The sequence below is a fragment of the Candidatus Poriferisodalis multihospitum genome (genome assembly GCF_028283155.1).
Classification (GTDB): Bacteria; Actinomycetota; Acidimicrobiia; order Acidimicrobiales; family Poriferisodalaceae; genus Poriferisodalis; species Poriferisodalis multihospitum.
On sequence record NZ_JAPYOK010000122.1, the window covers coordinates 16,843 to 42,665 of the forward strand.

A 25,823-nucleotide genomic window follows, 5' to 3' on the forward strand; every position below is an offset into this window, starting at 1 on the left:
GCGAGGCAGTCGCCGGCTTGACTGCGATCTGTCCCGGGCCTTCCTTTGGGGGAATACAGGGGGTCCAACATGGACGAAGACCGAGAAAGCGCGGCCGTTGACCCGCGGATTCACCGAAGTCCCGACGACACGGACATCGACCTCACCGAGGCGACGCTCGCCTTGCACGATTGGGAGGAGGAAGAAGAGCGCCGACGCGACGAGGCGATTCACAACCGTCGGCCGCTGCAAGGCCTGCAGATCGATCCGGACATCGACTTTTACCCCGAAGTGGCCGACCGGGAGCCAGGCGACCGCAACATCGTGCGTGCCGGCTTCGACATCCATCCCCAGGTCACGTTCTGGTCGTCGGGAATCCTGCTGGCCTTCATCCTGCTGTCGATCTTCGTCGACGGCACCCAGGATGTGTTCAGCTCAATCCTCGACTTCATCAACGAGAAGCTCGGCTGGTTCTACATCCTCGACTTCAACATCTTCCTGATCGTGGCGATCTATTTCGCGTTCAGCAGGTACGGGAAGATCAAGTTGGGCGGCCCGTTCGCCCTGCCGGAATTCTCCACGGTCTCGTGGTACGCGATGCTGTTGTCGGCGGGACTGGGCATCGGGCTGATGTTCTGGGGGGTTGCCGAGCCGATCTTCCACTTCACGTCGCCGGCCCCGTTCTTCGAGGGCGTCGAGGCCGGAACCGGCGCAGCAGGCAAGGCGGCGCTCGCGACGACCTATCTCCACTGGGGGGTTCACGGCTGGGCCCTCTATGGGCTGGTCGCGTTGGCGCTGGGCTTTTTTGCCTACAACCGAGGCCTGCCGCTCACGTTCCGCTCGATCTTCTTCCCGATTCTCGGCAAGAAGATTTACGGCACATGGGGCAACGTCATCGACATCCTGACGGTCATGGCCACGCTGTTCGGGCTGGCCACATCGCTCGGCTTCGGTGCGAGCCAGGCCTCAGCGGGCCTGAACAAGCTGTTCGGCCTTCCTGACGAGCAGTGGTTCCAGGTGCTCCTGATCGTCGGCATCACGGTCCTGGCGACCATCTCGGTGGTTGCCGGGCTCGACGCCGGCGTGAAGCGGCTCAGCGAGCTGAACATCTGGCTGGCAGGCGCGTTCTTGATCTTCGTGCTGCTGGTCGGCCCGACGCTGTTCATCCTGTCGCTGTACACGCAGAGCTTGGGCAACTACATCCAGATCCTGCCGGAGTTCGCATTCTGGAATGCAGCCTTCACCGAGACGCAATGGCAAGCGTGGTGGACCATCTTCTACTGGGGATGGTGGATCTCGTGGTCGCCATTCGTCGGGATGTTCATCGCCCGCATCTCCAAGGGCCGCTCGGTGCGCGAGCTGCTCTTGGGAGTCATCGTCCTGCCGTCGATCCTGTGCTTCTTGTGGATGGCGGTCTTCGGAGGCTCTGCCATCCACCTGCAGCAGAACGGGTTGCGCGACGTGGCGACCGCAGTGAATGAGAACGTCGCCACCGCCCTGTTCGACATGCTGGAGTCGTTCCCGCTCACCGGCCTCGTCTCGTTCGTCGGCGTGCTGCTGCTGGTGTCGTTCTTCGTGACGTCCTCGGATTCGGGTTCGCTGGTCGTCGACCATCTCACCTCCGGCGGCAAGCTGGACTCACCGAAGCCCCAGCGGGTCTTCTGGGCATGCATGGAAGGCGCGGTGGCGATCGCGCTGCTGATCGGCGGCGGACTGAGCGCCCTGCAGACAGCGGCAGTCTCCATCGGATTGCCGTTCGCACTGATCCTGCTGATCATGTGCTGGAGCTGCAAGAAGGCGTTCGATGAGGAACTGGACCTGCTCGAGAGCCACTACGACGAACAGATCTTCCGATCACAGCACAGCGGACTGATCGCCACCGCCAAAGAACGTCTTCAGCACGGGCCGACACGGTGACCGGCCGAATACAGCAACGAGGAGACAAGAAATGACAAAGCAACGACGCAGAAATCTGATCTTGGTCGGCGCTTTGGTTGGTTTGGTTGTCGTCGCACTCGTCGTCATCTTCTCAAGCGAGGAGGAAGACGGCACGGTGCGCATGGCCCGGGCCAACTGGGACAGCGGCTATGCACAAGCGGAGATCTACGCCTCGCTCATCGGAGAGCTGGGCTACGAGGTCACCGATCCTTCCGAGCATGAGCAGGGGCCGCTCAACTTCTATCCCGCATTGAGGACGGGCCAATACGACCTGTGGGCCAACGGCTGGTTCCCCAACCACGACTTGTTCCTCGATTTTGAAACCGCCGCCGGGCTCTCGACCGAAGGTGAGATCGAACCGGTCGGCGTCCAAGTGGGCGGCGGAGGCCGAGAAGGGTACCTGGTCGACAAGGCTACGGCCGACAGGCTGGGCCTGTCGTCGATGAGCCAGCTGTCCAACCCCTCAATCGCCGGGGAGTTCGACACCGACGGCGACGGCACCGCTGACCTGTACGGATGCAACGCGGACTGGGGATGTGCCCAGATCATTGACGGCCACATTGCCGACAGCGACTGGGGCGCCAATGTCGAGCAGGACTCGGGCAACTACAACGACCTCATCGGCGAGGTGCGATCCCGCGTCGATGCCGGCCAGCCGGTGCTGTTCTACGGCTGGACGCCGAACTGGACCTACACCATCCTCACCCCCGGTGACAACGTGGTGTGGCTGGACTCCGCGTTCGAAGTGAACGACATCCGAGCCGTCGCCAATGCCGATTTTCTCGACAGCCATCCGGACATTCGCAGCCTGCTCGAGCAGGTCAAGATCGATCTGGGATGGATAGCGACACAGAACGAGCGGATGGCAGCGGGTGGCTACACCCAGGAGCACATTCGTGCCGATGCGATGCAGTGGATCGAGGACAACCGGTCCAAGGTCAACGGCTGGCTCGAAAACGCACGGGCTGCGTCCTAGGCCGTCAGCCGCCGCTGCTCAGGAGGGGGTGAGCCGCCCGACCCGCTCCGCTTGGTCGCGCTGCGGCTCGGGCAGGTCGCCGTGGTCGGCGAGGTGCAGCATCAGCAGCTCATCCCAACGGCTGCGGTAGTTCGACGTGAACTCGCACCGGAACTGCGTGGCGCCGCCGTGCTGTTCCATTTCACGCCGGAGTGCGGACTGCATGCCGAAGAGTTCGTGCGCACCGGCATAGCCCACGGACAGCACCGTGCCGTCGTCGTCGCCGATGTGATACACGCCGAGCTGCGCCGGCATGGCATCGATTGCAGCGCCGTCGAGCGGCTGCCATGGCTTGTCGAGCCGGATTCCCATCTGGCGTTACCTCTCGGGTCGTGGTCGCGCGGGCGAGTCGATCTGCGCGTCGTGTGCCTTGGGGCCTATGCAGCCGCCACGACCGGCACGTCAGCCACTGCCGTGCCCATCAGGTCCTCGAAGTTCAGCCGGAAGAACCTCTCCTGCACATCGGCGGGCAGGTGCTCTACCTCGCGATCGAAGCGCCGCAGCGGGTTGCGACCGCCTTCCACGTGGGGATAGTCGGAGCTGAACATGCAGATCTCCGGGGCCGTGTTCTCGATGATCCAGCCGGTCGGCTCGGTGGGGTAGGGGGTGACCCGTACCTGTCGGTGCACGTACTCCGAGGGGCGCAGGCTGAGCTTGCCGAGCCGCTGCTCGTGCCGCTCGAACGCGTCAAAGGCAGCTTCGAGCTGGCGCATGAAGCCCGGCACCCACACGGCGCCCAGCTCGATCACGCCGATCTTCAGCGCCGGAAAGCGCTCGAGCACGCCGTCGAAGATCAGCATCGACAGCGCCTGCAGCGGGGCGGCCGAGATCGCCATGTACGACACGGAGCGGAAGTTCTCGCCGCCTCCGTGGAAGTCGGGTTCGGGCGGCAGGCCGTTGTTGCGGTGCTGCGGCGGCATCACCAGGTCGGGGGTTGCCACATGCATCACCACCGGGATGCCGGCTTCCTGGGCGGCGGCCCACACCGGGTCGAAGCCGACATGGCTGTGGGCGTGGTGCTTCGGCATCCGGTTGGGAATGAGCAGCGCCGCCGCGCCGTCTTCGATCGCCTGGCGGGCGTGCGGGCCGGCCCGGTCGATGTCCTGCAGCGGCACCGAGCACACCGGCAGCAAGCGGGGATCGTCTGAGCAGAACGCGATCTGGGCCCGGTTCGCCGCTGTGGCAGCGGCGTAGGTGAGGGCGGGTTCGGCAGTGTGCTCCATCTCCTCGATGAGCGTGTTGGGCATCGAGGGAAACACGAGCTGGCTGGCAAAACCCAGGTCGTTGAGTGCTTGAGACCGATCGGCGGGATCCCAGGCGCCCGGGGCGATGTAGTTCTTGCGCAGCATCACCTCGGCCGCAGCGCCGGCGCGGAATTCCGGGTCGGTCTGGCGGGCACGGGCCTTCTCGATGTCCGCGAGCACCTTGTCGTTGTCGCCGATGGAGAAATGGTCGAGCGCGTATCGCGCCACCTCGGGCGAAGCGAAGGGCTCCAGCCACTCCGGCGGTTCCATGGTGTGCGCATCGATGCCTTCCCAGCAGCTGGGGTCGGCAACTCGCATCTCGATGGCGCCGGTGACGCTGTTGCGGATGAGCAGCATCCCTGAGCTCCCGGAGATGTCACGGCCCTTCACGACCGAGCCGTCGGGCAGGGTGATCCGGCTCCCCGCGGTGACATACAGCCCTGCTTCGACTGTGCAGTTGTCGCCGAGGGCGATGCCGATGCCCGAGTTGGCGCCGAGCAGGCAGTGCTCGCCGATCGAGACTCGCTCCCTGCCGCCGCCCGACAGCATGCCCATGGTCGACGCGCTGCCGCCGAGGTCCGAATGTGCGCCGATGACCACGCCCGCGGAGATTCGTCCTTCGACCATCGCAGGGCCGAGCGTGCCTGCGTTGAAGTTGACGAATCCCTCGTGCATGACGGTGGTGCCGTCGGCCAGGTGGGCGCCGAGCCGCACCCGATCGGCGTCGCCGATGCGCACGCCCTGAGGGATCACGTAGTCGACCATGCGGGGAATCTTGTCGACCGCCGTGACCGTGACAGGCTGGCTGCGCGCGGCTGCCGCAGTCCGCAGATCGTCGACCCGTTCGGGGAGCACCGGCCCCGCGCTGGTCCACGCGCAATTGGTCATCAGACCGAACATGCCGTCGAGGTTGGCGTCGTGAGGCTTGATCTCACGGCGGCTCAGCAGGTGCAGCCGCAGGTAGGCATCGGCCAGATCCGCCGGAGGCGCCTCGAGATCGTCAATCGTGACGGTGACCGTCTCGCCCACGTTCACGCCGAGCTCGACCGCCAAGCACGACCGGGCCGGAGGCGAGTCCTCCGTTGCCCCCTCCGGGAACCACGCATCCAGCTTGGTGCCCGTGGCCGTGTCCACGTAGCTGTGCCCGACTGCGCTGATGCTTCCCGAGTTGCTCATCTGCGCATCCTGCCATCGCAGCCCCTCAACCCGTCGCTGCATTTTGTTCACGGGCCACCGTCGTTGCCCGCGCGAAGCGTTTGTCGAGGCACCCAGACCTAGGCTCGCATCAGTGGTTCGTCAGCGGTGCACGAACGCAGTGGGGAAGCTGCTTGCGTCGCTCGGCATCGTGGTCACGGCGTGGGCGCTCACAGGGTGTGGAGGTGGCGAGAGCGGCACGGTCGTTGCTGATGGCAGCGACGAATCTCAGCAGGCAATCGCGACTGAGGCGGAGCAGAGTGCCGGAGCGCGCATCGAGACGGTCGCCGGCGAAGACGCTTCCTCGCAATTGGCAGCTCGGTCCGATCGCGTGGACGCCGCGACTACTGCCGATGACGGAATTGCCGGTGTTCCCACGCCTGAGGGCGGGTCCACTGGGCCGCTGCTGCAATGGAGTGAGTTCCATCCAGGCATCCAGTGGCCCGGTGTGCTGCTCTCGACCGGCGACGGCCGGGTGGTAGTCGGCGGCCAGTCATCGGGGGGCGAGCCGCACTTCATCGTCACCGAAGACGGCTCCGACTGGTCGGAGCTGCATCTGCCCACCGCCATCTGGCCGGACAGCCTCGACTTGACCGGCGAGCGGTGGGCGGTTGCTGGATGGTCGCGCAACGACCAACGCGACGCAGTGATCGGCGGCCGTATCTATGTCTCCGACGATCAGGGCTCGACATGGCACGAGGTTCGGCCCGAGGCAGAGCCGCGTGAACTGCCCGAGTACGTCGTCGCTCACTCAAGGGTGGTCGCAGTCGCAACTTCGGGCCCGCACGTCGTTGCGGTCATCGAGAGGCACCTCTCCCTCGACGTCGAAGCGTTGCTGCTGGATCGAGGCTTGTTGCCGCCAGGCACACACCTGCGCTGGGTCTCCATCGTCGGCGACGGATTCGGCTTCGAAATGAGCGTCGATGTGCTTGAAGAAGCGGCTCCGGACGACGCCCAAGGCGACCATACGTCGCAGATGCCTACCGAGCCGCTGACATTCACGGTCGAAGAACTCGACTTGTCGGCTGAGCAGACGGCGATCCTCGCGGGAGAGCATGAGCCCGGGTCCATTCGCGTGTACTCAGGCTCCGGCTCCGAACTCGCCGAGACGGCGATCCTTGACGGCTGGTGGGCCGGCGCGGCCGGTACTGAAGACGGCTTTGTGATGCTGGTTGAGTCAGGCCGAGACGGATTCACGATGCTCACCTCGCCCGATGGCCAAGATTGGGACAACCGGACGTTTGATGCGCCCTCCGCTCGAGGATGGCTCCGCGGCACCGCGTTCGAGCCCGATGGCACCGTGTGGATGCTCCGATCCGACGGCATTGACGGCTACGTCGCTCGATTGAGCAGCAGCGGTTCTGACGTGCAAAGCGCCCGGATCGGGAACTTCAGCGGCTTCGACGAATTCAGTGTGGGGCCAGCGGGACTTGCGACCACAGGGACACCGTCCGAGCGGGGTGTCAGCGACGACTCCGGAATGCCGATCGGCCGCGTGGCAAAGGACGGCTACGAACTTCGCTACGGCGAGCCGGAGGGCGGGATCACGCTGTGGGATCTCACCGCGGACGCAGCCGTGTACGTGTTCGGCCCAGAGGCCATCGAGAGCGTTGAGCCTCCTGAAGGCGTGCGTGAAGTCGAGGAAGGCGATGTCTTCGAGCTGACCTTCGAGGATCCCGACACGGGCGAGGACCTCGTGACGTTCACGATGGAGGATCTCGAAGCCGCGTTCGGCGACCAGATGGAGACTCGGGACTCGCACTACCCGGAGATGTGGGTGGGATGGTCGGCCGACGGCGCCGCCTGGGGCTGGCAGACCGTCCGAGAGGCATTCGGGCTTGGCGACGCCGATGCGCAGGCCATCGTCGCCGTCGGCGGAGACTTCGTCGTCGCATCCGTACAGGTCTTCGAGCCAGTGGGGGCGAACGGTCTCCGTGAAGGCGATTCCGGTGAGGGCGGCGCGCTGGTGCAGAGCGCAGTAGCCAGAGGGCCGCGCTGGTTCATCGCCCGCGTTCCGTGACGCCGCTTGGCGATCGTGGACGGTGCTCTCGGGTAGCACCGCAATCGGTCGTCGCAATTCGTTGGGGCACCGTTTGACCGACTACCTACGCTGCGGCGCGTGCCGCCGTTGAACTGGACCGAGCTGCGATCCTTCTCGGACGATTACGCCTCGTACGGTCCGCCTGAGTCCGTCGGCGGCGGCTGGGTACTCCGTCGCCTGTATCAGGGACCCGAGGCGCCGACCCTCGCAATCGTGAGTTCGGACGGCACCGAGTGGCAGCCGATGCGCCTGCCTGATGGCTTCCGCGTTGCCGACATCGCGTCAGATGCCGACATCGGCGTTGACCTGTCCGGTAAGCAATGGGTTGCGTTCGGCCAGGACATTTCGGACAGCGAGTCGGACCCACGTGAAGTCGAAGGTCTCGTCGAACGGGTATGGCATTCCGACGACCGGGGCTTGAGTTGGACTGAGACCTCCGTGAATGTGGCGCATCTCATCGACCCCTCAGTTCCGTATGTCACACAGACCTGGCAATTGCTCGAGGCGATTTCGTGGGACGAGCAAGTCGTGGCGGTGGTGCAGTGCACTGCTGAGTTCGACATCGATGCGCTGCTCGCCGACCGAGGTATGTACCCCGCCGGAATGCGTCTCGTGTGGGTGAAACCCTCAGACGAGCACATCACCCTTCAGTTCACGGAAGATCGACCGCCCGCAAGCGATCTCGAGCGAGAACATGAAGGCACCTGGGTCGAGCTCACGCCGTCATACCGGGATCTCGGCCTGTCAGACGAGCAACAGCAGTGCCTGCGGAAACGGAAGCAGAAGGTCCAGATGGTCTTCGTCGGAGATGGCGTCATCACTGAACCGCATGCTGAATTCGAAGCGACGGCGTTCGACATCACCGGTGTGGCCGACCACGAGGGAATAGTGCTGGTCTGTGAGGGCGGCGCCACCACGCTGTTGCGGTCGAGGGACGGCCGGTCGTGGTCCGACACGGTCGTGGACGACGGCGCGACGCGGGTGCGCAGGGGCGGTTACCGGCGTAGTCGGCGGACCGTTCGAGGCGACGGGTCGATTTGGACGGCGACGAGCGTCGACGAGGGCGTTCGAATCGACTGCCTGAGTCCTCGTGATGGTCGCCAGACGTCGTGTCTGCTCCGCGGAATGGGCGAGATCAGCAGTCTGTCTGCTGCCGCTCCAGGAGTCGCCGTGGCGGTCTCACCGGGCCGTGACGCCGCCGATTCCGACAGTGACGTGCCCGCTGGGCGCGTTACGAAGGGCGACTACGAACTCCGATTCAACGAGCCCTCCGGAGGCCTAACGCTGTGGGACGTTGCGAACGACATGCCGATTCATGTGTCTGATGCAGGCCAAGCTGCGCTTGATGAGCCGCCCGACGGTGTCCGCTGGGGCGTCGTCGACGGAACCTACGGATTGGTGTTCAGTGATATCCATTCGGGTCAGGACTTGGTTGTCTTCACACGTGCCGATGTCGGCCACGTCTATGAGGAGCATCGTCGGCTGCGCCACCTCGGCGAGTCAGACAACAATGGCCCGCGAGACATCCAGATCGGCTGGTCGCCCGACGGTGTCGAGTGGGACTGGCAGCTCGCTGCAACCGCATTCGGCTTTGATGCTGAGGCGGAGGCCGTCGTTCGCCTGGCGGTTGGGAGCGACTTCGTACTGGCCCGAGTTCATGACTTCGGCCCAGTCGCGGCGTCGGCACCGGTTCCGTCGGAGGCAACCGCAAGCGAGGGCATCTTCGAATGGGTCGACCTGAGACAGCGCTGGTTCATCGCTCGCGTGCCCTGAGGCGCTGCGAGGAGTTGTGCTGCGCCGGTAGTTTCGGGGCATGAAGACACCTGTGTGCGAGATGCTGGGATGTGACGTTCCGATCGTGGCGTTCACCCATTGCCGAGATGTGGTGGCGGGGCGAGCTGTCGGTCAAGGATCTCAAGGCGATGATCCCGCCGGCGCACCGCGATTTCCTCGACGACATGATGGAGCGCTACGACGTGCCGCCGCTGCCGGCCGAAGACAAGCCCGGCGCCATTGCTGGTGACGCCGAGCCGCCGATGACGTACGCGCAGGCAGTGCCGCTGATGGACGTGGCATTTTCGTACCCGATCCGGCTGGCGGTGAACGCGCTCGGCCCGCCGCCGCCCGACATGATCCAGCGGGCGCACGACAACGACGTGCTGGTGGGCGCCCTGGCCGGCAAGAAGGTGCACGCCGAGCGACATGTCGCTGCGGGCGTCGACATCGTGATCGCCCAAGGCCACGAGGCCGGCGGCCACACCGGCGACATTGCCACCATGGTGCTGGTGCCCGAGGTGGTAGATGCCATCGCCCCGACGCCAGTGCTCGCAGCCGGCGGCATCGGCAACGGCCGCCAGGTGGCCGCCGCGCTGGCGCTCGGCGCGCAGGGCGTGTGGTGCGGGTCGGTCTGGCTCACCACCCAGGAAGCCGAGACGCACCCCGTGGTGAAGGACAAGTTCCTGGCGGCAGGCTCGTCAGACACGCTTCGCTCGCGCTCGCGCACCGGCAAGCCTGCCCGCCAGCTTCGCTCGGCCTGGACCGACGAGTGGGAGGGCGAGAACTCGCCGGGGACGCTCCCCATGCCGCTGCAGCCGATGCTCATCGGCGCAGCCAGCCGGCGCATCGACCGGGCAGCCATGAACCCCTCCAACAAGGGCGCAGTGGAGCTGGCCAACTACTTCGTCGGCCAGGTGGTGGGGCAGCTCAACGAGTCGATCTCGGCCACGCGGGTGGTCGAGGAGATGATCAGCGAGTATCTCGACGTCATGGAGCGCTTCGAGCATCTCAACGCGTGAGCGCCGCCGAGTTCGAGCCAACCGACACAGGGGGACAGACATGGAAACCATGACCGGACGCGTCGCGGTGGTGACCGGGGCGGCATCGGGCATCGGCAAGGCCTTGGCATTGGGCTTTGCCGGCGAGGGCGCCAACGTGGTGCTCGCCGACATCGAAGAGGAGCCGCTGCGTGCCGCCGAGGCCGAGATCGCCGGCCACGGCGTCGAGGCGCTCGGCGTCATCACCGACGTCACCGATGCCGACTCGGTGGGTGCGCTGGCGCAGGCCACCATCGACCGCTTCGGCGCAGTGCACATGGTGTGCAACAACGCCGGCGTCGGCGGGGGAGGGCTCATCCGCAACCAGCAGCTCGTCGACTGGAAGTGGGTAGTGGATGTCTGCCTATGGGGTGTCATCCACGGCGTACACCACTTCCTGCCTCACCTCATCGAGGCAGAGGAATCTCACATCATGAGCACCGCCTCGGTGGCGGGGCTCATGTCGGTGCCGGGGCTCGGCCCCTACAACGCCGCCAAGTACGGCGTGGTGGCCATCATGGAGACGCTGCACCTCGAGATGCAGCGCGACCGCAACGCCGATGTGGGCGTGTCGGTGCTGTGCCCAGGCGTGGTGCGCACCAACATCGCCACCGCGCAGCGCAACCGGCCCGAAGAGCTGCGCCGCGAGCGGCGACCCCGGCCGGAAGGCGAAGCACCGACGGAAACTGCCGACGCCCGCCGCCGCAACGCCAATATCGCTGCGGCCCTGGAACGGGGCATGGACCCATCCCAGGTGGCTGCCAAGGTGATCGAGGCCATGTACGAGCGACGCTTCTGGGTGCTGTCACATCCAGAGCTGCTGGCCGACGTGAATCATCGCAACCAGCAGCTCGCTGATCTCGAGAACCCCACCATCTACACGAGCTTCACCGACGGCGAGCAGTAGCCGGCCGCCGCTGCTCGCAACGGCAGCTCAGCGGCTGTCGGCGAGCATCTGCACGGGCAGCGCATCGTCCGGCGGCCCTGGCCGCAGCGCATGCACCAGCGCCCTGATCAGCATGGTCGCGAACAGGATGGCCACGGCGGTCAACGCCATCGATCCTCCTCCGGCGAGCCGGTGGTGGTAGCTCAGCAGCAGCCCGACATAGACCGACACGGCTCCGATCAGCACCGCCGTGACCATGATGAGCGCCACACGCCGCACGAACATCGCGGCAGTCGCCGGGGGAGCGATCAAGAAGGCCATGACGAGCAGGCTTCCCACCACCTGAAACGAACCCACGATGGTGATGGCCAGCAAGCCCATGAGCACACCGTGGGTGAGGCGCGGCCGAAGCCGGGCCATCTCTGCTTGCACCTCGCAGAACGTCATCACGAAGAACGCCCGGTAGAAGACGACCGCACCGCCGACGGCTACGAGAGCGACCACCGCTTGGCGCACCAGATCGGTGTTCTGCACCCCGGTGATCGAGCCGAAGAGAAAACGGTCGATATCGCCGCTGCCGGCGGCAGCTCCCGACGACATGATCACCACGGCGAGCGCCAGCAGTCCCACGAACAGCACGCCGATGGACGTGTCCTCCGACAGCGGCGAGATGCGCGGGATGAACGAGATGGCACTCACCATCACGACGGCAGCGGCCAGCGCGCCCAGACCCGTGTCGAAGCCCACGATGAATGCGATCGCGATGCCCGGAAGCACGCCGTGCGCCAGGGCGTCGCCGAGGAAGTTCAGGCTCCGCAGCACCACCCAGGTGCCCACCATCGAGGTGGTCAGCACAGCGAGCAGCCCCGCGGCCAGCGCCTTGGTCATGAAGGGGTTGGAGGTGAACGGTTCGATCCACCAGCCCACCGGATCAGTGAGGAACGTCATGTCATCCCCCTGGTGGGCTGGTGGTCGGCTCGCCCCTGGTCAGGGGTGGTGTCGCGCCAACGCTAGGCCCTCAGCCCAATGCGTCGGCTATTGCTTGCGCGTTGAACCTCAGCATGCCGATCAGCGTGTCGCCGTCTTCGCCTGCCGGCGCGAGGCTGCCGGTAAGCAACTGCACCACGGAGATGTCCCCTGCGGCGGTAGCCAAGGCTTGGATATCGACGTCAGAGTGCGTCGTCTCGGAGAACACTGCAGGCACGCCCTCGTGCTCGATGATCTCGGCGAGCTCCTCCAGCAGCGCAGGATTGGTCTCCGCTGTCGTGGAGAGCGAAGGAATCACCGTTCCGACGACCTCGAAGCCGTAGCGGTCGGCGAAGTAGCCGAACACATCATGGTTGGTGATCATGATGCGCCGGTCAGCCGGCACTGCGTCGAGAATTCCGGCGACCTCGGCATCGGCTTCGGCCAGCGCCTCACGGTAGGCATCCAGGCAGCCGTTGACCGTGTCGGCATCGGCGCCGGCATGAATCAGCTCGTCGGCCAGTTCGCCGAGGACACCTGCGACACGCTGCAGATCGAACCAAACGTGGGGGTCCCCACCGCTGTGGTCGTGACCGGCGTGGTCGTCATGGTCGTCGTGCCCGTCTTCCTCGTCGTGGTCGTCGTGTCCGTCTTCCTCGTCGTGGTCGTCGTGCCCGTCTTCCTCGTCGTGGTCGTCGTGTCCGTCCTCTTCGTCGTGGTCGTGCCCGTCCTCTTCGTCGTGGTCGTCGTGTCCGTCTTCCTCGTCGTGGTCGTCGTGCCCGTCCTCTTCGCCGTGGCCATGGTCGTCGTGCCCACCGCTGAACTCGAATTCGATCGTGTCGATGTGCTCGGCCACCTCAAACACATGCACGCCCTCGGCAGTGACAGCTTCCAGGGTGTCCTCGAGTCGCTCCTCGAGACCCAGGCCGTTCGCAACCACCAGATCGGCTGCGTCCATCGTCTCGCGGTCTCGCAACGACGGCTCGTACGTGTGCGGGTCGCCGCCCTGAGGGATGAGCGTGGTCACCGAGACGCTGTCGTCGCAGCCCACGTTGCTGACCACGTCGGCCCAGATACCCGTGGTGGCGACCACAGACGGCACCGCCGACGGTGCATCTGTCGCGTCAACGGCCTCGGCGTCGCTATCGGATCCCGTGCACGCAGCTGTGAACAGCACCGCAGCAACCGTCACCACCAATCCGCTTCTGCGCATCCGCCGACGTGTCGGTTGATTCGCGACCGCTTCGACCGTCATGTATGCCTCCCGTAAGCTCCGATTCAGGTGCGGAAGAGCCCCGATGGTGCTCTAACCTCGCCGAAGGTTTTGAGAATGAGAATCAGTTTCAGCTACCCTATCGAGGCTTGATCACCCATCCACATGCGACGCCGAAGTGAGGCGCACCCTGTTCCATCTCCACGATGTCCGTGTCTCGTTCGGGCCCTGCCATGTGCTCGAGACAGGCGATCTGAAGCTCGACGGCCCGTCGTCGGTCGCACTCATGGGTCCGAACGGGAGCGGCAAGACCACCTTGCTGCGGGTGCTCAGCGGGTTGCAACGCCCGACGTCGGGCCGATTGGAATCGGCCGGCGACGTCAGGGTGGGGTTTGTGTGCCAGCATCACCAACCGCACCCCTTCATGCCGATGACCGTGCAAGAGGTCTTGACCATTGGGCGATACCGCAGCAGCGGACTCTTGAGGCGGTTTCGTCGCAGCGACAAGGAAGCGGTTCGCGTTGCTGCTGAGCGGCTCGACGTTGCACACCTGCGCCACAAGTCGTTCGGCGAGCTCTCCGGGGGCCAGCGTCAGCGAGTGATGGTGGCGATGGTGCTCGCGTCCGACTATGACTGCTTGCTCTTGGACGAGCCGATCACCGGCCTGGACCTGCCGAGCCAGACGACCATTCTCGAGGTGATCGAAGCTGAGCGTGCCGCCGGCCACCTCGTGGTGATGTCAACGCACCACCTGCAGGAGGCACGACGCTGCGATCGCGTGCTGCTGCTGAAGGGGATGGTGCTTGCCGACGGGCCTCCCGGTGAGGTGCTGACCGATGCGCACCTGACGGCGGCATTCGGCGGCGCAGTGGTGGCCCACGACGGCACCGAGCACGAGTTCATCATGGAGAGCGCCCACGCCCACGAGGCAGGCGATCCCAGTCACGGCCCGTATGTCGGCGTTGTCTCGCACGCCCGTCACAGCCAGCTTGCGCCGCCAGGCAGCCACCACGGCCACCACCACGACCATGACCACGAGGCAGAGCACCAGCACGCCCGACGTCTATGACCGCCCGGGGCGGCCTGCCGTCGCCCCGCTGATCTGTTTGCCAGCCTGACCGGGAAAGCCAGATGGAGCCTCCGAAGGATCTCGATCAACTCCACGAAGAAGTTGGGCGGCGCCTGGCCGTATCCGGTCAGCGCTACACGGGCGGGCGGCGTGCTCTCGTCGACGTGCTTGCGACGGCGCAGCGCCCGTTGACGCTGCGCGACATCGTGCTGCTGGTTCCCGAGCTGCCCCAGAGCTCGGCGTACCGGAATCTCGACGCTCTCCGGGAGGGGGGCATCGTCTACCGCATCAGCGCCGGCGGCGATCGAGCCCACTTCGAGCTGGCCGAGTCGCTGCTCGGGCATCACCATCACCTGATCTGCGTGTCGTGCGGGACCATCGAGGACATGCGCCTCGACGGCAAGCTCGAGGACGAGGTCGACCGAGCGCTCGTCGGCGCTGCGGGCCAGGCGGGTTTCACGCCCCTGCGTCACAGTCTCGATCTGTACGGCGAGTGCTCCGACTGCGGAGACGAGGCCTAGGCCGCCTCAGCCGACGCCTGCGTCAGGCGCGGGCCTGCTCGTCGGTGACGATGGGCGGTTCGGTTGACCAGGGGAAGTTGATCCACAGGTCGGTGCGGCGCCACACCCAGTCGCAGTTGACCGTCGACCACGGCTTCTCGTACAGCACGGCGGTGCGGACGCTGCGCACCCGCGGCAGGCAGAAGTCGTACACCAGCTTGAGCGTGTGGCCGGTGTCGGCCACGTCGTCGGCGATGAGGATGTCGGAGTCTCGGTGGTCGACCAGATCGGGCGTGGGCGGCAGCATGATCGGCACTTCGAGGCGCTCGTCGACGCCGGTGTAGTACTCGCAGTTCATGACGTAGATGTTCTTGACCGACAGCGCGTAGCCCAGCGAGCCCGCACAGAACAGCCCGCCGCGGGCGATGGCCAGGATCATCTGGGGCCGGTAGCCGTCGTCGGCGATCATCTGCGCCAGCTCCCGCACGGCAACGCCGTAGCGCCGCCAGTCCATCACCTCGCGTTCTTCAGCGTCAGTTGCTTCGCTCACCCGCCCTCCCAGGCCGTCCCGCACCGTCCAGCCCCGAACCTAGGCGCGCGCCGCCACGCGCTCCCGCTCATCCGTCGGCGTCCGCATCACTGAGCTCCGAAACGTGCCTGTTCGATGCTGGCGCTACGGTCGGTTCCGGTGACACTTGACGCATCTGACGGTCCAGCGCGCTTGGACCCGATTCAAGGTGTGCTGGAGATCCTCGACCGTGCCTCCATGACGGGCACCAACAAGCTCGGACTCCTCCTCACGCTGCTCGACTTGGCCCCAACCGTTGACAGCGATGCGCCGGTCATCACCCGAACGCAGATGGCAGAGCGCTGCATCGAGATCCACTGGGAGCATGCGCGTCCGTATCAAGGAGTCACGCTGCGCCAGAGTTCGGCACGCAAGCGGCGAGACGACGGCACGGTTGCAGATGACACAACGGTCATGCAGGAGATTCACCGACTCCGCGAGCTGCTGCTGGACTGCAGACGCGGCGATCTGCGCGACAAACCGCTGGGCGTCGTCAAGCGGAGCGCCGAAGGCACCACCTGGCACTCAAGATGGGAAGAATCACTCGAGACTGCGCTCGCGAGGGTCCGCGCTTCCCTGCTGAAGAACCCGGTACGTCTGCTGCAGGAGCTGCCGGGTAAGCCTGCGCCTTTCTTGTACGACCTCGAATCGGACACGGCGGGCCTGACGCTGTTCCCCGATGCCTTGCAAGGCCTGACGAAGTTCGGAGGTGTACTGCGACCGTTAGTCGAGTTCAGGTTCGCCCAGGCGGTCATGAGGATCAACCGCGAAACGCTTCAACTGCCGGTCGACGATGTCTATTCCCATCTGTTCGGACGGGAGCGGGTGATGCCGCCGCCGAAGATGCGCGAGTGTCTGATTGACATTCAGAGTGGTCGCTGCATCTACACGGGCGATCGATTGAAGGGGGCCAGCGGATCCCTCGATCATGTTGTGCCGTGGTCGCGGGCGCGTCTCTCGCAGATCGAGAACTTCGTTATGACATCCCGGACCGTCAACAGCAAGAAATCCGACTCATTGCTTGCGCCAACGGCGATGGAGAAGTGGATTCACCACGTCGATCGCAGTTCCGACGATCTGCGCGAGTGTGCACGTGACCACGGTTGGATGGCTGATCTCGACAGCGTGCGCCGTGTGGCATTTCACATCTACCGGGCTGCCGACGCCAACACCGGCGTCTGGAGCTTTGAGAACGGAGAACACCGAATTGAACCGCTTGGCGACAAAGGCAAGCGCGTTGTGCTCAACCTGCTGCAGGACTGACGTTCTGAGCCGATCGCACCGGGTGACGGGCCGACAGTTCGAACCGACCTGATGTTCGGGCGGTGGCTACTGTGGCGCCGTCGTCGGCGGGGTTCGGCGTGGGGCCGGCAACGGCGCAGTCCAAGGAAACGAGGAAGTCATGGAACTTGGCGAAGCAGCACTGACGTCGATGACGACGAGGTACTTCACGACCGACCCGGTGTCGGACGAGACGCTGGAGCAGGCGTTCGACTACGCACGGCACGCACCGCAGGGCGGCAACCGCCAGCCCGTGCGGTTCATCGTGGTCCGCGATGAGGCGAAGAAGCAGCAGCTGCAGGAGTGGTACCTGGAGCCGTGGAAGGCCTACCTGGGCATGGCCCGGTCGGGCGACATCGAGATCGTCGGCGAGAAGGCCAACCGGCTTCTCGACAGCGCTGACCACTTCGCCGAGCACTTCGCCGAAGTGCCGGTGATCGTGGTGGCCTGCGGCTACATCGACGGCGTCCATCCCACCGACACCGAGCTGGGGCGCCTCAGCGTCGTGGGCGGCGGCTCGATCTACCCCGCCGTGCAGAACTTCCTGCTCGGCTGCCGAGAGGCCGGCCTGGGCACCGCGCTCACCACGCTGCTCTGCATGTACGAGCCGCAGGTCGCCGAGATGCTGGACATTCCCGAAGGCGTGGCCACTGCGGCCCACATTGCCGTCGGCTACCGGTCCACGCCGTTCCCGCGCAAGCTGGACCGCCTGCCGCTGTCGGAGATCGTCTTCGACGAGACCTGGGGCAACTCGACCTACTAGCCAGCTCGGGAGCGTTCCCGGCTGCGTGGGGGCGAGACCGACGATGACTGAAGCCCAGCCGGGCACTGAATCAGAGTCGCGCAATGGCTGAGTCCGAAGACTGGGTGGCTGCGGATCCGCAGGTCACTCACGCTGGCCTGAGGGTCGAGACTGAGGCGTTGCAGTCAGCGGGCCTCGCCGCAGACGAGGCGCTGCTGGTTGCCGCGCGGCGGCTGGCCGGGAGCGACCCCGAGGTGAGGGCCTTCGCTCGGGAGCGCTTTGCCGGACTGTGGGACGAACCCGAGCCTGCGCCGACGGGAGCGGACGAGCGGGGCTCCGAGCGGCGCGGCTTCTGGGTCATGGCGGCGTTCGCAGTGGCGGCAGCGATTGCGGTGCGACTGCCCGAGGCCTTCGGATTCAGTCTGACCAACTCCGATGACGCCAGCTTCTATGCGCGCAACTTCAGCTTGCTCGTGTTGCCGGCGCTGGCGGGCTGGTTCGTGTGGCTGAAGCAGCCGCCGTACTGGGTGATTGCCGTCATCGGCGCCGTCGTCGCCGCCTCGGCGGCGGTCGTCAACGCGTATCCGTTCGACGACGACAGCTCCACGTTCGTGCTCGCGGTGCTGCACCTGCCGGTGCTGCTGTGGCTGGTCACCGGCCTGGCTCGAACCGGAGAATGCTGGAGGCTGCCAAGCCCGCGCATGGACTATGTGCGCTTCACGGGCGAGTGGTTTGTGTATGGCGTGCTGATAGTGCTGGCGGGCGCGGTATTCAGCGCCCTGACCGTCGGCGCCTTCGTGGCCTTGGACATCGACACAAGATGGATGACCGAGTGGGTGATGGTCGCCGGGTCGGCCGGCGCCGTTGTTGTCACCGCCTGGCTCGTCGAGTTCTGGGCCGGTGCCGTCTCGAGATTCGCCTCGCTGCTGGCGTACATCTTCACACCGCTGTTCGCGGCGATGTTGGTCGTATTTCTCGTGGCAGTGCCGGCGACCGGTCGGAGCATCGAGGGCGAACGGGAAGCGCTCATCCTGTTCAACGTGCTGCTGGGCTTCGTGGTCGGCCTGTTGCTGTTCAGCGGCGCCGCGAGACGCCCGAGCGATCGGCCGGGATTCTTCGATGGCGCAGCTGCTGTGCTCGCCGCTGCGGGACTGCTCACCAGCGTCCTGACGCTGGTGGCTGTCATCGGCCGCATTGCCGACTTCGGGTGGAGCCCGAATCGGACGGCGATCATGGGCATCAACGTCATCTTTCTGGTGAACTTGGCCGGGAGCGTGTGGCTCTATCTGGAGCTGTGGCGCCGCCGACGCCCCTTCGGCGACATCGTGCGCTGGCAGACCGCTCACTTCGGCATCTACGCCGCCTGGGCTGCGTTCGTCGTCGCGGCCTTCCCGCCGATCTTCGGATTCGCGTGACCCACAACACCTCGCCTTCGAACTCACCCAATGACGCGCCTAGCATGCGAAAGGTGCAGGATGATCGATGCCGCTGGCTGTGTCATACCCCGCGACGCCATGCGTTGCGGCGCAGCGCGGAACAGCGAGATGCGCACACATGTTGACTCGTCTTGAGGTTGACGGCTTCAAGAATCTGCTCGATCTCGATGTCGAATTCGGGCCGTTCACCTGCATCGCCGGCGAAAACGGTGTTGGCAAGTCGAACGTATTCGATGCGATCGAGTTCCTCAGTCTGCTGTCGTCGAATCCGTTGATGGAAGCGGCTCACATGGTTCGTTCAGCAGGCGAGCGCGGTTCTGGCGACCCTGCGGACCTGTTCTGGCGGGGCTCCGTTCGTGAGCAGCGGCGAATGCGATTCGCAGCGGAGATGATCATTCCTGCCGAAGTACACGACGACTTCGGCAGGGAGGCTCGCGCCTCTATCACTTTCGTCCGCTACGAAGTTGAAGTCGGCTACGAGCGGCCCCGTGGCCGCGACAAATCCGGAGGTCTCGTACTTGTCCGGGAATCGATGACACCTATCAGGATCGGACAGGCGCATCATCATCTCCGCTTTCCTCATTCCAAGAAGAACTTTCGTGATTCCGTAGTTTCCGGCCGTCGCGCAGCCGCATTCATCTCCACCGAAGATCGTGACGGCGAGGCGGTGATCGAGATTCACCAGGATGGCGGCAGCCGTGGACGACCGAAGCCGGCGTCGGCTGCGCGTGCCCCGGCGACGGTTTTGAGCACGATCACAGGTGCCGACAACCCGACCATTCTTGCGGCCCGGCGTGAGATGCAGAGCTGGCGGCGCCTCGCTCTTGAGCCGACATCGTTGCGAGCAGCCGACCGCTACTCGGATCTTCGGCGGCTTACCGCCGCAGGCCGACACCTTCCGGCGACCTTGCACCGGGTAGCGAACCGCCATTGTCAGAACGCCGATGGCAGTTCCGATACGGGCGAGACGTACGCCCGTATCGCTGCCCGACTTGGCGCGCTCTCGGGCGTTGGGGCGCGCCGAGTGCGAGTAGATGAGAACGACACCAACGAGCTGTTCACGCTCATGGTGACCGAGCTCAATGGCATCGAGCTGCCAGCCCAAGCGCTCTCTGAGGGAACTCTCAGATTCCTCGCACTGGCTGTCCTTGAATCTGATCCGGACGAAAGCGGGCTCCTCTGCATGGAAGAGCCGGAGAACGGCATCCACCCAGCCAACGTCTCTGAGATGGTGGAGCTGTTGAGGGACCTCGCTGTTGACCCCGACCTGCCAGTCGCTGACGACAACCCGGGCCGTCAGGTGATCGTCAATACGCATTCGCCTGCGCTCGTTCAGCACATCCACCCCGACGAGCTTCTCGTTGCCAAGTCGAGTGTTCGCTGCGAACGGGATGGTATGCCCGAGCGCGTCCTTCGTCTGCTGCCATCTGCCGACAGCTGGCGCGGGCCGCACTCCGAAGTCGGTATCGCCACGCGGCTCGACTTGGTGCCGTATCTGACAACAGCGGTGGGCACGCAGCTCTCGCTCGATGACTACGGACTCGAAGCGCAGACGGCGTGATCCGACGCGCCATTCTGTTTACCGACGGAACCTCAGATCGTCCGCTGGCAGCGCATCTCGAGGCGATGTGCATCGAGCGTGGCGTGCGAATCAACGTGACTGCACCCGAGTTCGAGCGCTTGCCAGAGCCCCCGGGCTTGCGCATCAGCGACCGCCTCGAGTTCGTGCTGCGGGGAGAGCGACAACCGGACCTGCTGTTCGTGCATCGCGACGCCGAGAAGGATGGCGCGCAGGCTCGGCTGGATGAGATCGAACATGCCGTGCAGCAGGTGGCCGAAGGACTCCCGACAGTGCCTGTGATTCCGGTACGCATGACGGAAGCATGGTTGCTCGCCGATCAGCAACTCATTCGGCAGGTCGCTGGCCGACCCGGCTCGACCGACGATCTGGAGATTCCGGAGCTGCACCGCTTGGAGAGCATTCCGGACCCAAAGGATGTGCTGCAAAGAGCATTGGCCATCGCCTCCGGTACCAGCGGCCGTCACCGAAAGAAGTTCGACAGGCGGTTCAGTTCGCATCGCCGGCTGCTCGTGGAGCGGCTCGACCGAACAGGTCCTGTCAGTCAGCTCCCGCGTTGGCAGGCGCTGGAGTCTGATCTCGAAGGTGTCCTCAGCTCCATGTAGCTTGCGGAGCGGCCGATGCCGAGGCGTGGCACGCTGGCGCGCCGGAGACAGGGGCAAGACATGGCGATGACCGACGAGGAGCGGCGGGAAGCGGCTGCGGCGCTGCTGCATGCCGAGAACACCCGCGAGTGGATCGACCCGATCACCGACACCTACCCGGGCGCCGACAACGAGGACGCCTACGCCATCGGCCAGTACGTGACCGACGCCAAGGTGGCGGCCGGCCGCGTCATCAAGGGCTACAAGGTCGGCCTCACGTCCAAGGCCATGCGTTCGACATCGGGCGCCACCGAGCCCGACTACGGCACGCTGTTCGACAACTGGTTCCTCGACGAGGGCTCCATCGTGCCCGCCTCGATCCTGAATGTCCCGCTGGTGGAAATCGAGATCGTCTTCGTGCTGAAGTCCGACCTGGGCGGGCCCGACACCAATGCCATCGATGTGATGCGTGCCACCGACTTCATCCTGCCTGGCATCGAGGTGGTGGATCGGCGCTACAACCGGCGCAGCACCCAGGCCGGCGTAGTGGACAGCATCGCCGACGCTGCTTCATGCGGGTTCATCATCGTGGGCGGCCGGCCCACCGAGCTCACCGACATCGACATCCGTCACATCGGCGGTGCGCTGTACCTGAACGGCGACCTCGAAGAGTCCGGCACCGCCGCAGCCGTCATGGGCAACCCGCTCAACTCGGTGGCTTGGCTCGCCCGCAAGCTCCATGAGTTCGGCGTCACGATGTCAGCCGGCCACTCGATCCTGTCCGGCTCGTTCATCCGGGCACGCACGATCCGCCCCGGCGATGCCGTCGTTGCCGACTTCGGCCCCCTCGGGCAGATCAGCTTCGGGGTCGGAGACCCCGAAGACGACGACTGAGGGCCCGGCGTCTCAGTTTTCGACGTAGGCCACGAAGGTGCAGGAGATCTGCACCGGCCCGCCGCCCTCCACCTTCATGTTGTGGCGGGACGGCCGCGACTCCGGGTCGGGAAATCGCTCCAGCCACGGACCGTTCAGTGCCGGGCGTGAGGCTGCCGGGTCGGTGACGTAGAACGTCATCTTGGCCATGTCGTCCCACGTGGCACCGGCGCCTTCGAGCATCTGGCCGACGTGGGTGAACAGGTTCTCGATCTGCTCCTCGAGCGTGTCCGGCACCTCGCGACTGCCCGGGTTGGTCGGCGGCGTGATGCTGGACACCACCAGCGGCCCGATCCGCGTCGCAGCGGGAATCGGGTTCTGGTGCTGGAAGCTCTCGATCTCGATCGACCTGCGCGCGGTGGCGCCGCCACGGACGAGAAACCGCCCGCCAGCAGCCGACACGGCGCCCGGCGACAGCTTCATGTACTTCGCGTATTGATCCGGATCGGTGACGTCGACCCGCACGATGACGTATGCAGCCACGTCGTTCCTTTCGGTTCCGGTATCGGACCGGTCAGGAAACCGAGTTCATGATGGCGTCGCGGCCGTGCTTGAACCCCGCCGTCTCAGCGGTGTGGTTCAGCGCCAGCTCTGACTCGATCTCGCCGGCGATGCGCGAATGCCACATCTTGCGCGGCTGGGACATGTCGAACGGCACGCCCTGGTGCATGAGCCGGCGGTTGTCCCAGATGACGGCTTCGCCTGCGCTCCATGCGTGCTGGTAGGTGCGCGGCGGCTGGCAGGCCTCTTGATTGAGCCGGTCCAGCAGCGCCACCGACTCGTCTGGGTCCATGCCGATGATGTCGTGCGCGTGCCGGCCGATCAGCAGATTGGGCCGACCGGTGTCGGGGTGGTACTTCACCATCGGCCGAATTGAGATGTCCATGTCGTGGTAGCCGTACATGCCGTAGGTGCCGTCGTCCTTCTTCTGCGGCAGCAGCCCTGCCCGGCCCTGGCTGTAGTAGAGCGAGTGGTGCGCCTCCAGCGTGTGCACGAGCTCACGGTCTTCGTCGGACAGCACTTCGTACGCCGCCCGCATGTCGGCCCAGCCGGTGTCGGCCCCGTCCTTGGGCACAAGCTCGGCAGTGAACACAGCGCCCTTGGCCTGCAGTGGCATATACGTGCTGTCGTGGTGCCAGCCCCAGTTTCCCTTGAGCGACTTCACCAAGTCGTCGGCGGGCTCGTGGTGGACCTTGCCGTCCTTGCCGACGTTCGAGATCGGCGCAGCGTTGAATTCCAGGTTGCCGAAGCGCAGGGCGAACGCGTCCTGCTCGTCGTTGGTCAGGAACTGATCGGAGAAGATCAGCAGCGCGTACTCGAGCCACGTCTCGTGCAGTGCCTCGAACGTGGCTTCGTCGATGGACCGGAGCTCGATGTCATGGACCCACGCTCCGAACGTGGCATCGAGCGGTTCGATATTCAGCGTGACAGCCGTCATGGCCGGATCGTACCACCAGCCCCGAATTAGCTTCAGGGTGCGGTCGGCCGATGGACAGTTGGCGCCGCGGCGCTCGTCAGGGAGAACAGCAGTGAGTGATGTGACCGCCAGCAGTGGATCATCGGACCCTGGAACGGTGGTCGAGCGCGTCGAGACGCTGTCGTGCGACGCCGCGTGGCGGAACTACTACTTCTTGAAGGTCACCACCGCCGACGGCGTGGTCGGCTGGGCCGAGTACGACGAGGGGTTCGCCTCGCCCGGCCTCACCACCGCCATTGAAGCCCTGGCGCCGCTGGTGATCGGGCGCTCGGTCTTCGACCACGAGCCCACCTACCAGTACCTGTTCGCCCGCACCCGCCAAGCCGCCAGCGGCATCATCGGCGAGGCCATCGGCGCTGTCGAGAACGCGCTGCTCGACGCCAAGGCCCGCACGCTCGGCGTGCCCTGCTACGACCTGCTCGGCGGCAAGGTGCGCGATCGCATCCGCGTGTACTGGTCGCACTGCGGCACCTGGCGCATCAACCTCGGCCACATCTACGGCAACCGCATCACCGACCTCGACGGCGTGCGTGCGCTCGGCGCCGAGGTCGCCTTCAAGGGCTTCACCGCCCTCAAGACCAACATCTTCCGCCAGACGCCCGACGGCTTGCGCGGCTGGCTGCCGGGCTTCGGCACGCCGTACGCACCTGAGCTGAACGTGTCGCGCCAGCTCATCGACGAGATCCGGGCGACCCTTCAGGCGTTTCGAGACGGCGCCGGCGACAGCATGGACCTCCTGCTGGACCTGAACTTCAACGCCCGCACCGAGGGCTACGCCCGCATCGTGCGCGAGCTGGCCGACTTCGGCATGTTCTGGATCGAGATCGACTCCGACCATCCCGATGCCATGGCGCACATCCGATCCAAGGCCGGCTGCACGATAGATGGCCGCTATGGCCGACGGCATGGGCCACAGCGTCGCGCCGCACAACTTCTACGGTCACCTCGCCACCATGATGAACGCCCACTGGGCAGCGGCGACACCGAACATCATCGTCATGGAGACCGACATCGACCGGATCGCGTGGGACGACGAGATCGTGACGATCGCGCCCGACTACGTGGACGGTCACCTGGTGCTGGGCGACGAGCCCGGCTGGGGCACCGAGCCCGTGGAAGAGGCTCTCGCTGCACATCCGCCGCGGCTCAGCGGCCTGCGCGACCGACGTCCGCCGGCGGGCGATGACTGAGGATCTCGCTTCAGCGTCAAACCCCGCACCGCAGGTCGTCCAGCTCCGGCTCAGCGAAGGTGCAGCGCGCCTGGTTCCCAGCGCGGCCGCCGCGCCGCCGCCGCGCATCGACCGCGTCACGTCCGAGCCCGCAGATCACATCGAAACGCAGCGCATCGACCCTGCAGCGTCGGCGCGCCCGCCGTCGGCGCCGGGCCCGCACCGGTCCTCCGGCGATGCCGAAGCTCCCCGCGGCCGGGCAGGCCTCGCACTGGCGACGGGATCGCTGGCGTTCGTGCTCGGCACGGTCAACGTCACGGTCACCAACGTGGCGTTCCCCGACATCGTCCGCTCATTCTCTGGGGTCTCCGACGCCATCACCGGCTGGATTGTCAGCGGCTATGCGCTCGCCTTCGCCTCGACGATCATCGTCGGGGGCCGGTTGGCCGACCGCTATGGACGCCTGCTGGTCTTCCGGGCAGGGGTGCTGGGATTGCTGGTCTCGTCGATCGTCGCCGGATTCGCGCCGGGCATCGGCGTGTTGCTGGCCGCCCGTGCTGTTCAAGGCCTGTGCGGTGCGCTCACCGTCCCGTCTTCGCTGGCGTTGGTCCTGCCGCAATTCCCCGCGGGCCGCCAGGCCAGCGTCATCGGTATCTGGGCAGCCGCGGGCATGGTCGCGTCCGGCATTGCGCCCGGACTCGCGGCAGTGATCCTGGAATTCTCAAGCTGGCGAGGCGTCTACCTGGCGATCGCGCCCATCGCGGCGCTCGCATTCTTGGGGTCGCTGCGGTTCCTCTACGAGACAGCCAAGCGAGATTTGCGCACTCCCTTGGATCTGCTGGGCGTCATCATGGGCACGGCGGCGGTGTTCCTGATCGTGCTCGCGACGCTGCAGGGCCGCCACTGGGGCTGGTCGTCCGCCTGGACCTTGGCGTGCTTCGGCAGCGGCGCAGCCCTGCTGCCGCTCTTCTTGCTGCGCTCGGCGCGGCACCCCGAGCCGCTGTTCGATCCGCGGCTGTTCCGGATTCGGAGTTTCGCAGTGGCCAACCTCGCGGTTGCGCTGTCGATGATCGGCGCCTTCACGAGCTGGTTCCTATTGTGTTGCGTCTGACTTCGCGCGACAGGTTCTGAGTTTTTTCAAGCAGCATCGGTCAAGGTTGGCTGTCTCAGCGCAGGAGGCTGCCGATGACCGCTCC

The 25,823-nt window shown here is 65.6% G+C and carries 22 protein-coding genes and 3 pseudogenes; 17 read left to right on the forward strand and 8 right to left on the reverse strand.

Annotated elements, in window-relative coordinates:
* The first annotated feature begins 69 nt into the window (after nt 1–69).
* Nucleotides 70–1,896, forward strand: a complete 1,827-nt coding sequence (locus VI480_RS15060) for a BCCT family transporter (protein WP_323673680.1) — start codon at nt 70–72, stop codon at nt 1,894–1,896.
* A gap of 31 nt (nt 1,897–1,927) precedes the next feature.
* Nucleotides 1,928–2,893, forward strand: coding sequence for a glycine betaine ABC transporter substrate-binding protein (locus VI480_RS15065; protein ID WP_323673681.1), 966 nt, complete (start codon nt 1,928–1,930; stop codon nt 2,891–2,893).
* Between the two features lie 18 nt (nt 2,894–2,911).
* Here the strand turns inward: VI480_RS15065 and VI480_RS15070 are convergent, their stop codons facing one another.
* The 3 genes and pseudogenes from VI480_RS15070 to VI480_RS15080 all read right to left on the reverse strand — a co-directional run.
* Nucleotides 2,912–3,244: a hypothetical protein gene (locus VI480_RS15070; protein ID WP_323673682.1), complete on the reverse strand. Its 333-nt coding sequence runs from the start codon at nt 3,242–3,244 to the stop codon at nt 2,912–2,914.
* A 65-nt stretch (nt 3,245–3,309) separates the two neighbouring features.
* On the reverse strand, nt 3,310–4,446 hold the full coding sequence (locus VI480_RS15075) for an amidohydrolase family protein (protein ID WP_416246709.1): 1,137 nt from the start codon (nt 4,444–4,446) through the stop codon (nt 3,310–3,312).
* Between the two features lie 6 nt (nt 4,447–4,452).
* Nucleotides 4,453–5,352: pseudogene (locus tag VI480_RS15080) on the reverse strand (DapH/DapD/GlmU-related protein); the annotation flags it as partial.
* Between the two features lie 139 nt (nt 5,353–5,491).
* Between VI480_RS15080 and VI480_RS15085 the strand changes: the two are divergent.
* The 4 genes and pseudogenes from VI480_RS15085 (at nt 5,492) to VI480_RS15100 (ending at nt 11,131) form a co-directional block, all read left to right on the forward strand.
* On the forward strand, nt 5,492–7,390 hold the full coding sequence (locus VI480_RS15085; protein WP_323673683.1) for a hypothetical protein: 1,899 nt from the start codon (nt 5,492–5,494) through the stop codon (nt 7,388–7,390).
* Nucleotides 7,391–7,489: 99 nt separating this feature from the next.
* Complete coding sequence (locus tag VI480_RS15090; protein ID WP_323673684.1) at nt 7,490–9,184, forward strand: hypothetical protein; 1,695 nt, start codon at nt 7,490–7,492, stop codon at nt 9,182–9,184.
* A 40-nt stretch (nt 9,185–9,224) separates the two neighbouring features.
* Nucleotides 9,225–10,206, forward strand: a pseudogene (locus VI480_RS15095) (NAD(P)H-dependent flavin oxidoreductase).
* A 40-nt stretch (nt 10,207–10,246) separates the two neighbouring features.
* Nucleotides 10,247–11,131 (forward strand): SDR family NAD(P)-dependent oxidoreductase, encoded by an 885-nt coding sequence (locus tag VI480_RS15100; RefSeq protein WP_323673686.1) that lies wholly within the window; start codon nt 10,247–10,249, stop codon nt 11,129–11,131.
* A 27-nt stretch (nt 11,132–11,158) separates the two neighbouring features.
* Here VI480_RS15100 and VI480_RS15105 read toward each other — a convergent pair whose 3' ends face one another.
* Both VI480_RS15105 and VI480_RS15110 read right to left on the reverse strand, forming a co-directional pair.
* Nucleotides 11,159–12,058 carry a metal ABC transporter permease gene (locus tag VI480_RS15105; protein ID WP_323673687.1) on the reverse strand — a complete coding sequence of 300 codons (900 nt, stop codon included), beginning with the start codon at nt 12,056–12,058 and terminating at the stop codon, nt 11,159–11,161.
* Nucleotides 12,059–12,128: 70 nt separating this feature from the next.
* Entirely contained in the window at nt 12,129–13,331 is a 1,203-nt protein-coding gene (locus VI480_RS15110) for a metal ABC transporter substrate-binding protein (protein ID WP_323673688.1), read from the reverse strand.
* 136 nt (nt 13,332–13,467) lie between these two features.
* Between VI480_RS15110 and VI480_RS15115 the strand changes: the two genes are divergently transcribed.
* Both VI480_RS15115 and VI480_RS15120 read left to right on the forward strand, forming a co-directional pair.
* Entirely contained in the window at nt 13,468–14,358 is an 891-nt protein-coding gene (locus VI480_RS15115) for a metal ABC transporter ATP-binding protein (RefSeq protein ID WP_323673689.1), read from the forward strand.
* 62 nt (nt 14,359–14,420) lie between these two features.
* Nucleotides 14,421–14,879: a Fur family transcriptional regulator gene (locus tag VI480_RS15120; RefSeq protein WP_323673690.1), complete on the forward strand. Its 459-nt coding sequence runs from the start codon at nt 14,421–14,423 to the stop codon at nt 14,877–14,879.
* 22 nt (nt 14,880–14,901) lie between these two features.
* Here the strand turns inward: VI480_RS15120 and VI480_RS15125 are convergent, their stop codons facing one another.
* On the reverse strand, nt 14,902–15,372 hold the full coding sequence (locus tag VI480_RS15125; RefSeq protein ID WP_416246710.1) for a phosphoribosyltransferase: 471 nt from the start codon (nt 15,370–15,372) through the stop codon (nt 14,902–14,904).
* 468 nt (nt 15,373–15,840) lie between these two features.
* Between VI480_RS15125 and VI480_RS15130 the strand changes: the two genes are divergently transcribed.
* From VI480_RS15130 to VI480_RS15155, 6 genes are all read left to right on the forward strand, one after another.
* Nucleotides 15,841–16,689, forward strand: a complete 849-nt coding sequence (locus VI480_RS15130) for an HNH endonuclease (RefSeq protein WP_323673692.1) — start codon at nt 15,841–15,843, stop codon at nt 16,687–16,689.
* A 139-nt stretch (nt 16,690–16,828) separates the two neighbouring features.
* Nucleotides 16,829–17,470, forward strand: coding sequence for a nitroreductase family protein (locus VI480_RS15135; protein ID WP_323673693.1), 642 nt, complete (start codon nt 16,829–16,831; stop codon nt 17,468–17,470).
* 83 nt (nt 17,471–17,553) lie between these two features.
* Entirely contained in the window at nt 17,554–18,864 is a 1,311-nt protein-coding gene (locus tag VI480_RS15140) for a hypothetical protein (RefSeq protein ID WP_323673694.1), read from the forward strand.
* 139 nt (nt 18,865–19,003) lie between these two features.
* Nucleotides 19,004–20,446, forward strand: coding sequence for an AAA family ATPase (locus tag VI480_RS15145; protein ID WP_323673695.1), 1,443 nt, complete (start codon nt 19,004–19,006; stop codon nt 20,444–20,446).
* 200 nt (nt 20,447–20,646) lie between these two features.
* The gene (locus VI480_RS15150) at nt 20,647–21,069 is read left to right on the forward strand and encodes a hypothetical protein (protein WP_323673696.1); all 423 of its coding nucleotides are present in this window, start codon (nt 20,647–20,649) and stop codon (nt 21,067–21,069) included.
* A 60-nt stretch (nt 21,070–21,129) separates the two neighbouring features.
* A complete protein-coding gene (locus tag VI480_RS15155) occupies nt 21,130–21,942 on the forward strand; it encodes a 2-keto-4-pentenoate hydratase (RefSeq protein ID WP_323673697.1) in 813 nt (270 codons plus the stop codon).
* 12 nt (nt 21,943–21,954) lie between these two features.
* Here VI480_RS15155 and VI480_RS15160 read toward each other — a convergent pair whose 3' ends face one another.
* Both VI480_RS15160 and VI480_RS15165 read right to left on the reverse strand, forming a co-directional pair.
* Nucleotides 21,955–22,464, reverse strand: coding sequence for a DUF1330 domain-containing protein (locus VI480_RS15160; protein ID WP_323673698.1), 510 nt, complete (start codon nt 22,462–22,464; stop codon nt 21,955–21,957).
* A 31-nt stretch (nt 22,465–22,495) separates the two neighbouring features.
* Nucleotides 22,496–23,419: a TauD/TfdA family dioxygenase gene (locus VI480_RS15165; RefSeq protein WP_323673699.1), complete on the reverse strand. Its 924-nt coding sequence runs from the start codon at nt 23,417–23,419 to the stop codon at nt 22,496–22,498.
* Here VI480_RS15165 and VI480_RS15170 point away from each other — a divergent pair.
* The 3 genes and pseudogenes from VI480_RS15170 to VI480_RS15175 all read left to right on the forward strand — a co-directional run.
* A pseudogene (locus VI480_RS15170) lies at nt 23,418–24,275 on the forward strand (mandelate racemase/muconate lactonizing enzyme family protein); the annotation flags it as partial. The gene VI480_RS15165 and the pseudogene VI480_RS15170 overlap by 2 nt on opposite strands.
* Before the next feature lie 88 nt (nt 24,276–24,363).
* Nucleotides 24,364–24,648, forward strand: coding sequence for an enolase C-terminal domain-like protein (locus VI480_RS15730; protein ID WP_416246711.1), 285 nt, complete (start codon nt 24,364–24,366; stop codon nt 24,646–24,648).
* Nucleotides 24,641–25,738 carry an MFS transporter gene (locus VI480_RS15175; RefSeq protein WP_323673701.1) on the forward strand — a complete coding sequence of 366 codons (1,098 nt, stop codon included), beginning with the start codon at nt 24,641–24,643 and terminating at the stop codon, nt 25,736–25,738. Before VI480_RS15730 ends, VI480_RS15175 begins: the two co-directional genes overlap by 8 nt.
* Nucleotides 25,739–25,823: the final 85 nt, after the last annotated feature.

What these genes read in the sequence shown, in the direction of transcription:
- VI480_RS15060 (WP_323673680.1), top strand. Translation starts at nt 70, where the DNA reads ATGGACGAAGACCGAGAAAGCGCGGCCGTTGACCCGCGGATTCACCGA.
- VI480_RS15065 (WP_323673681.1), top strand. Translation starts at nt 1,928, where the DNA reads ATGACAAAGCAACGACGCAGAAATCTGATCTTGGTCGGCGCTTTGGTT.
- VI480_RS15070 (WP_323673682.1), bottom strand. Translation starts at nt 3,244, where the DNA reads ATGGGAATCCGGCTCGACAAGCCATGGCAGCCGCTCGACGGCGCTGCA.
- VI480_RS15075 (WP_416246709.1), bottom strand. Translation starts at nt 4,446, where the DNA reads ATGGAACCGCCGGAGTGGCTGGAGCCCTTCGCTTCGCCCGAGGTGGCG.
- VI480_RS15100 (WP_323673686.1), top strand. Translation starts at nt 10,247, where the DNA reads ATGGAAACCATGACCGGACGCGTCGCGGTGGTGACCGGGGCGGCATCG.
- VI480_RS15105 (WP_323673687.1), bottom strand. Translation starts at nt 12,058, where the DNA reads ATGACGTTCCTCACTGATCCGGTGGGCTGGTGGATCGAACCGTTCACC.
- VI480_RS15110 (WP_323673688.1), bottom strand. Translation starts at nt 13,331, where the DNA reads ATGACGGTCGAAGCGGTCGCGAATCAACCGACACGTCGGCGGATGCGC.
- VI480_RS15120 (WP_323673690.1), top strand. Translation starts at nt 14,421, where the DNA reads ATGGAGCCTCCGAAGGATCTCGATCAACTCCACGAAGAAGTTGGGCGG.
- VI480_RS15125 (WP_416246710.1), bottom strand. Translation starts at nt 15,372, where the DNA reads ATGGACTGGCGGCGCTACGGCGTTGCCGTGCGGGAGCTGGCGCAGATG.
- VI480_RS15130 (WP_323673692.1), top strand. Translation starts at nt 15,841, where the DNA reads ATGCAGGAGATTCACCGACTCCGCGAGCTGCTGCTGGACTGCAGACGC.
- VI480_RS15135 (WP_323673693.1), top strand. Translation starts at nt 16,829, where the DNA reads ATGGAACTTGGCGAAGCAGCACTGACGTCGATGACGACGAGGTACTTC.
- VI480_RS15140 (WP_323673694.1), top strand. Translation starts at nt 17,554, where the DNA reads ATGGCTGAGTCCGAAGACTGGGTGGCTGCGGATCCGCAGGTCACTCAC.
- VI480_RS15145 (WP_323673695.1), top strand. Translation starts at nt 19,004, where the DNA reads ATGTTGACTCGTCTTGAGGTTGACGGCTTCAAGAATCTGCTCGATCTC.
- VI480_RS15155 (WP_323673697.1), top strand. Translation starts at nt 21,130, where the DNA reads ATGGCGATGACCGACGAGGAGCGGCGGGAAGCGGCTGCGGCGCTGCTG.
- VI480_RS15165 (WP_323673699.1), bottom strand. Translation starts at nt 23,419, where the DNA reads ATGACGGCTGTCACGCTGAATATCGAACCGCTCGATGCCACGTTCGGA.
- VI480_RS15730 (WP_416246711.1), top strand. Translation starts at nt 24,364, where the DNA reads ATGGGCCACAGCGTCGCGCCGCACAACTTCTACGGTCACCTCGCCACC.
- VI480_RS15175 (WP_323673701.1), top strand. Translation starts at nt 24,641, where the DNA reads ATGACTGAGGATCTCGCTTCAGCGTCAAACCCCGCACCGCAGGTCGTC.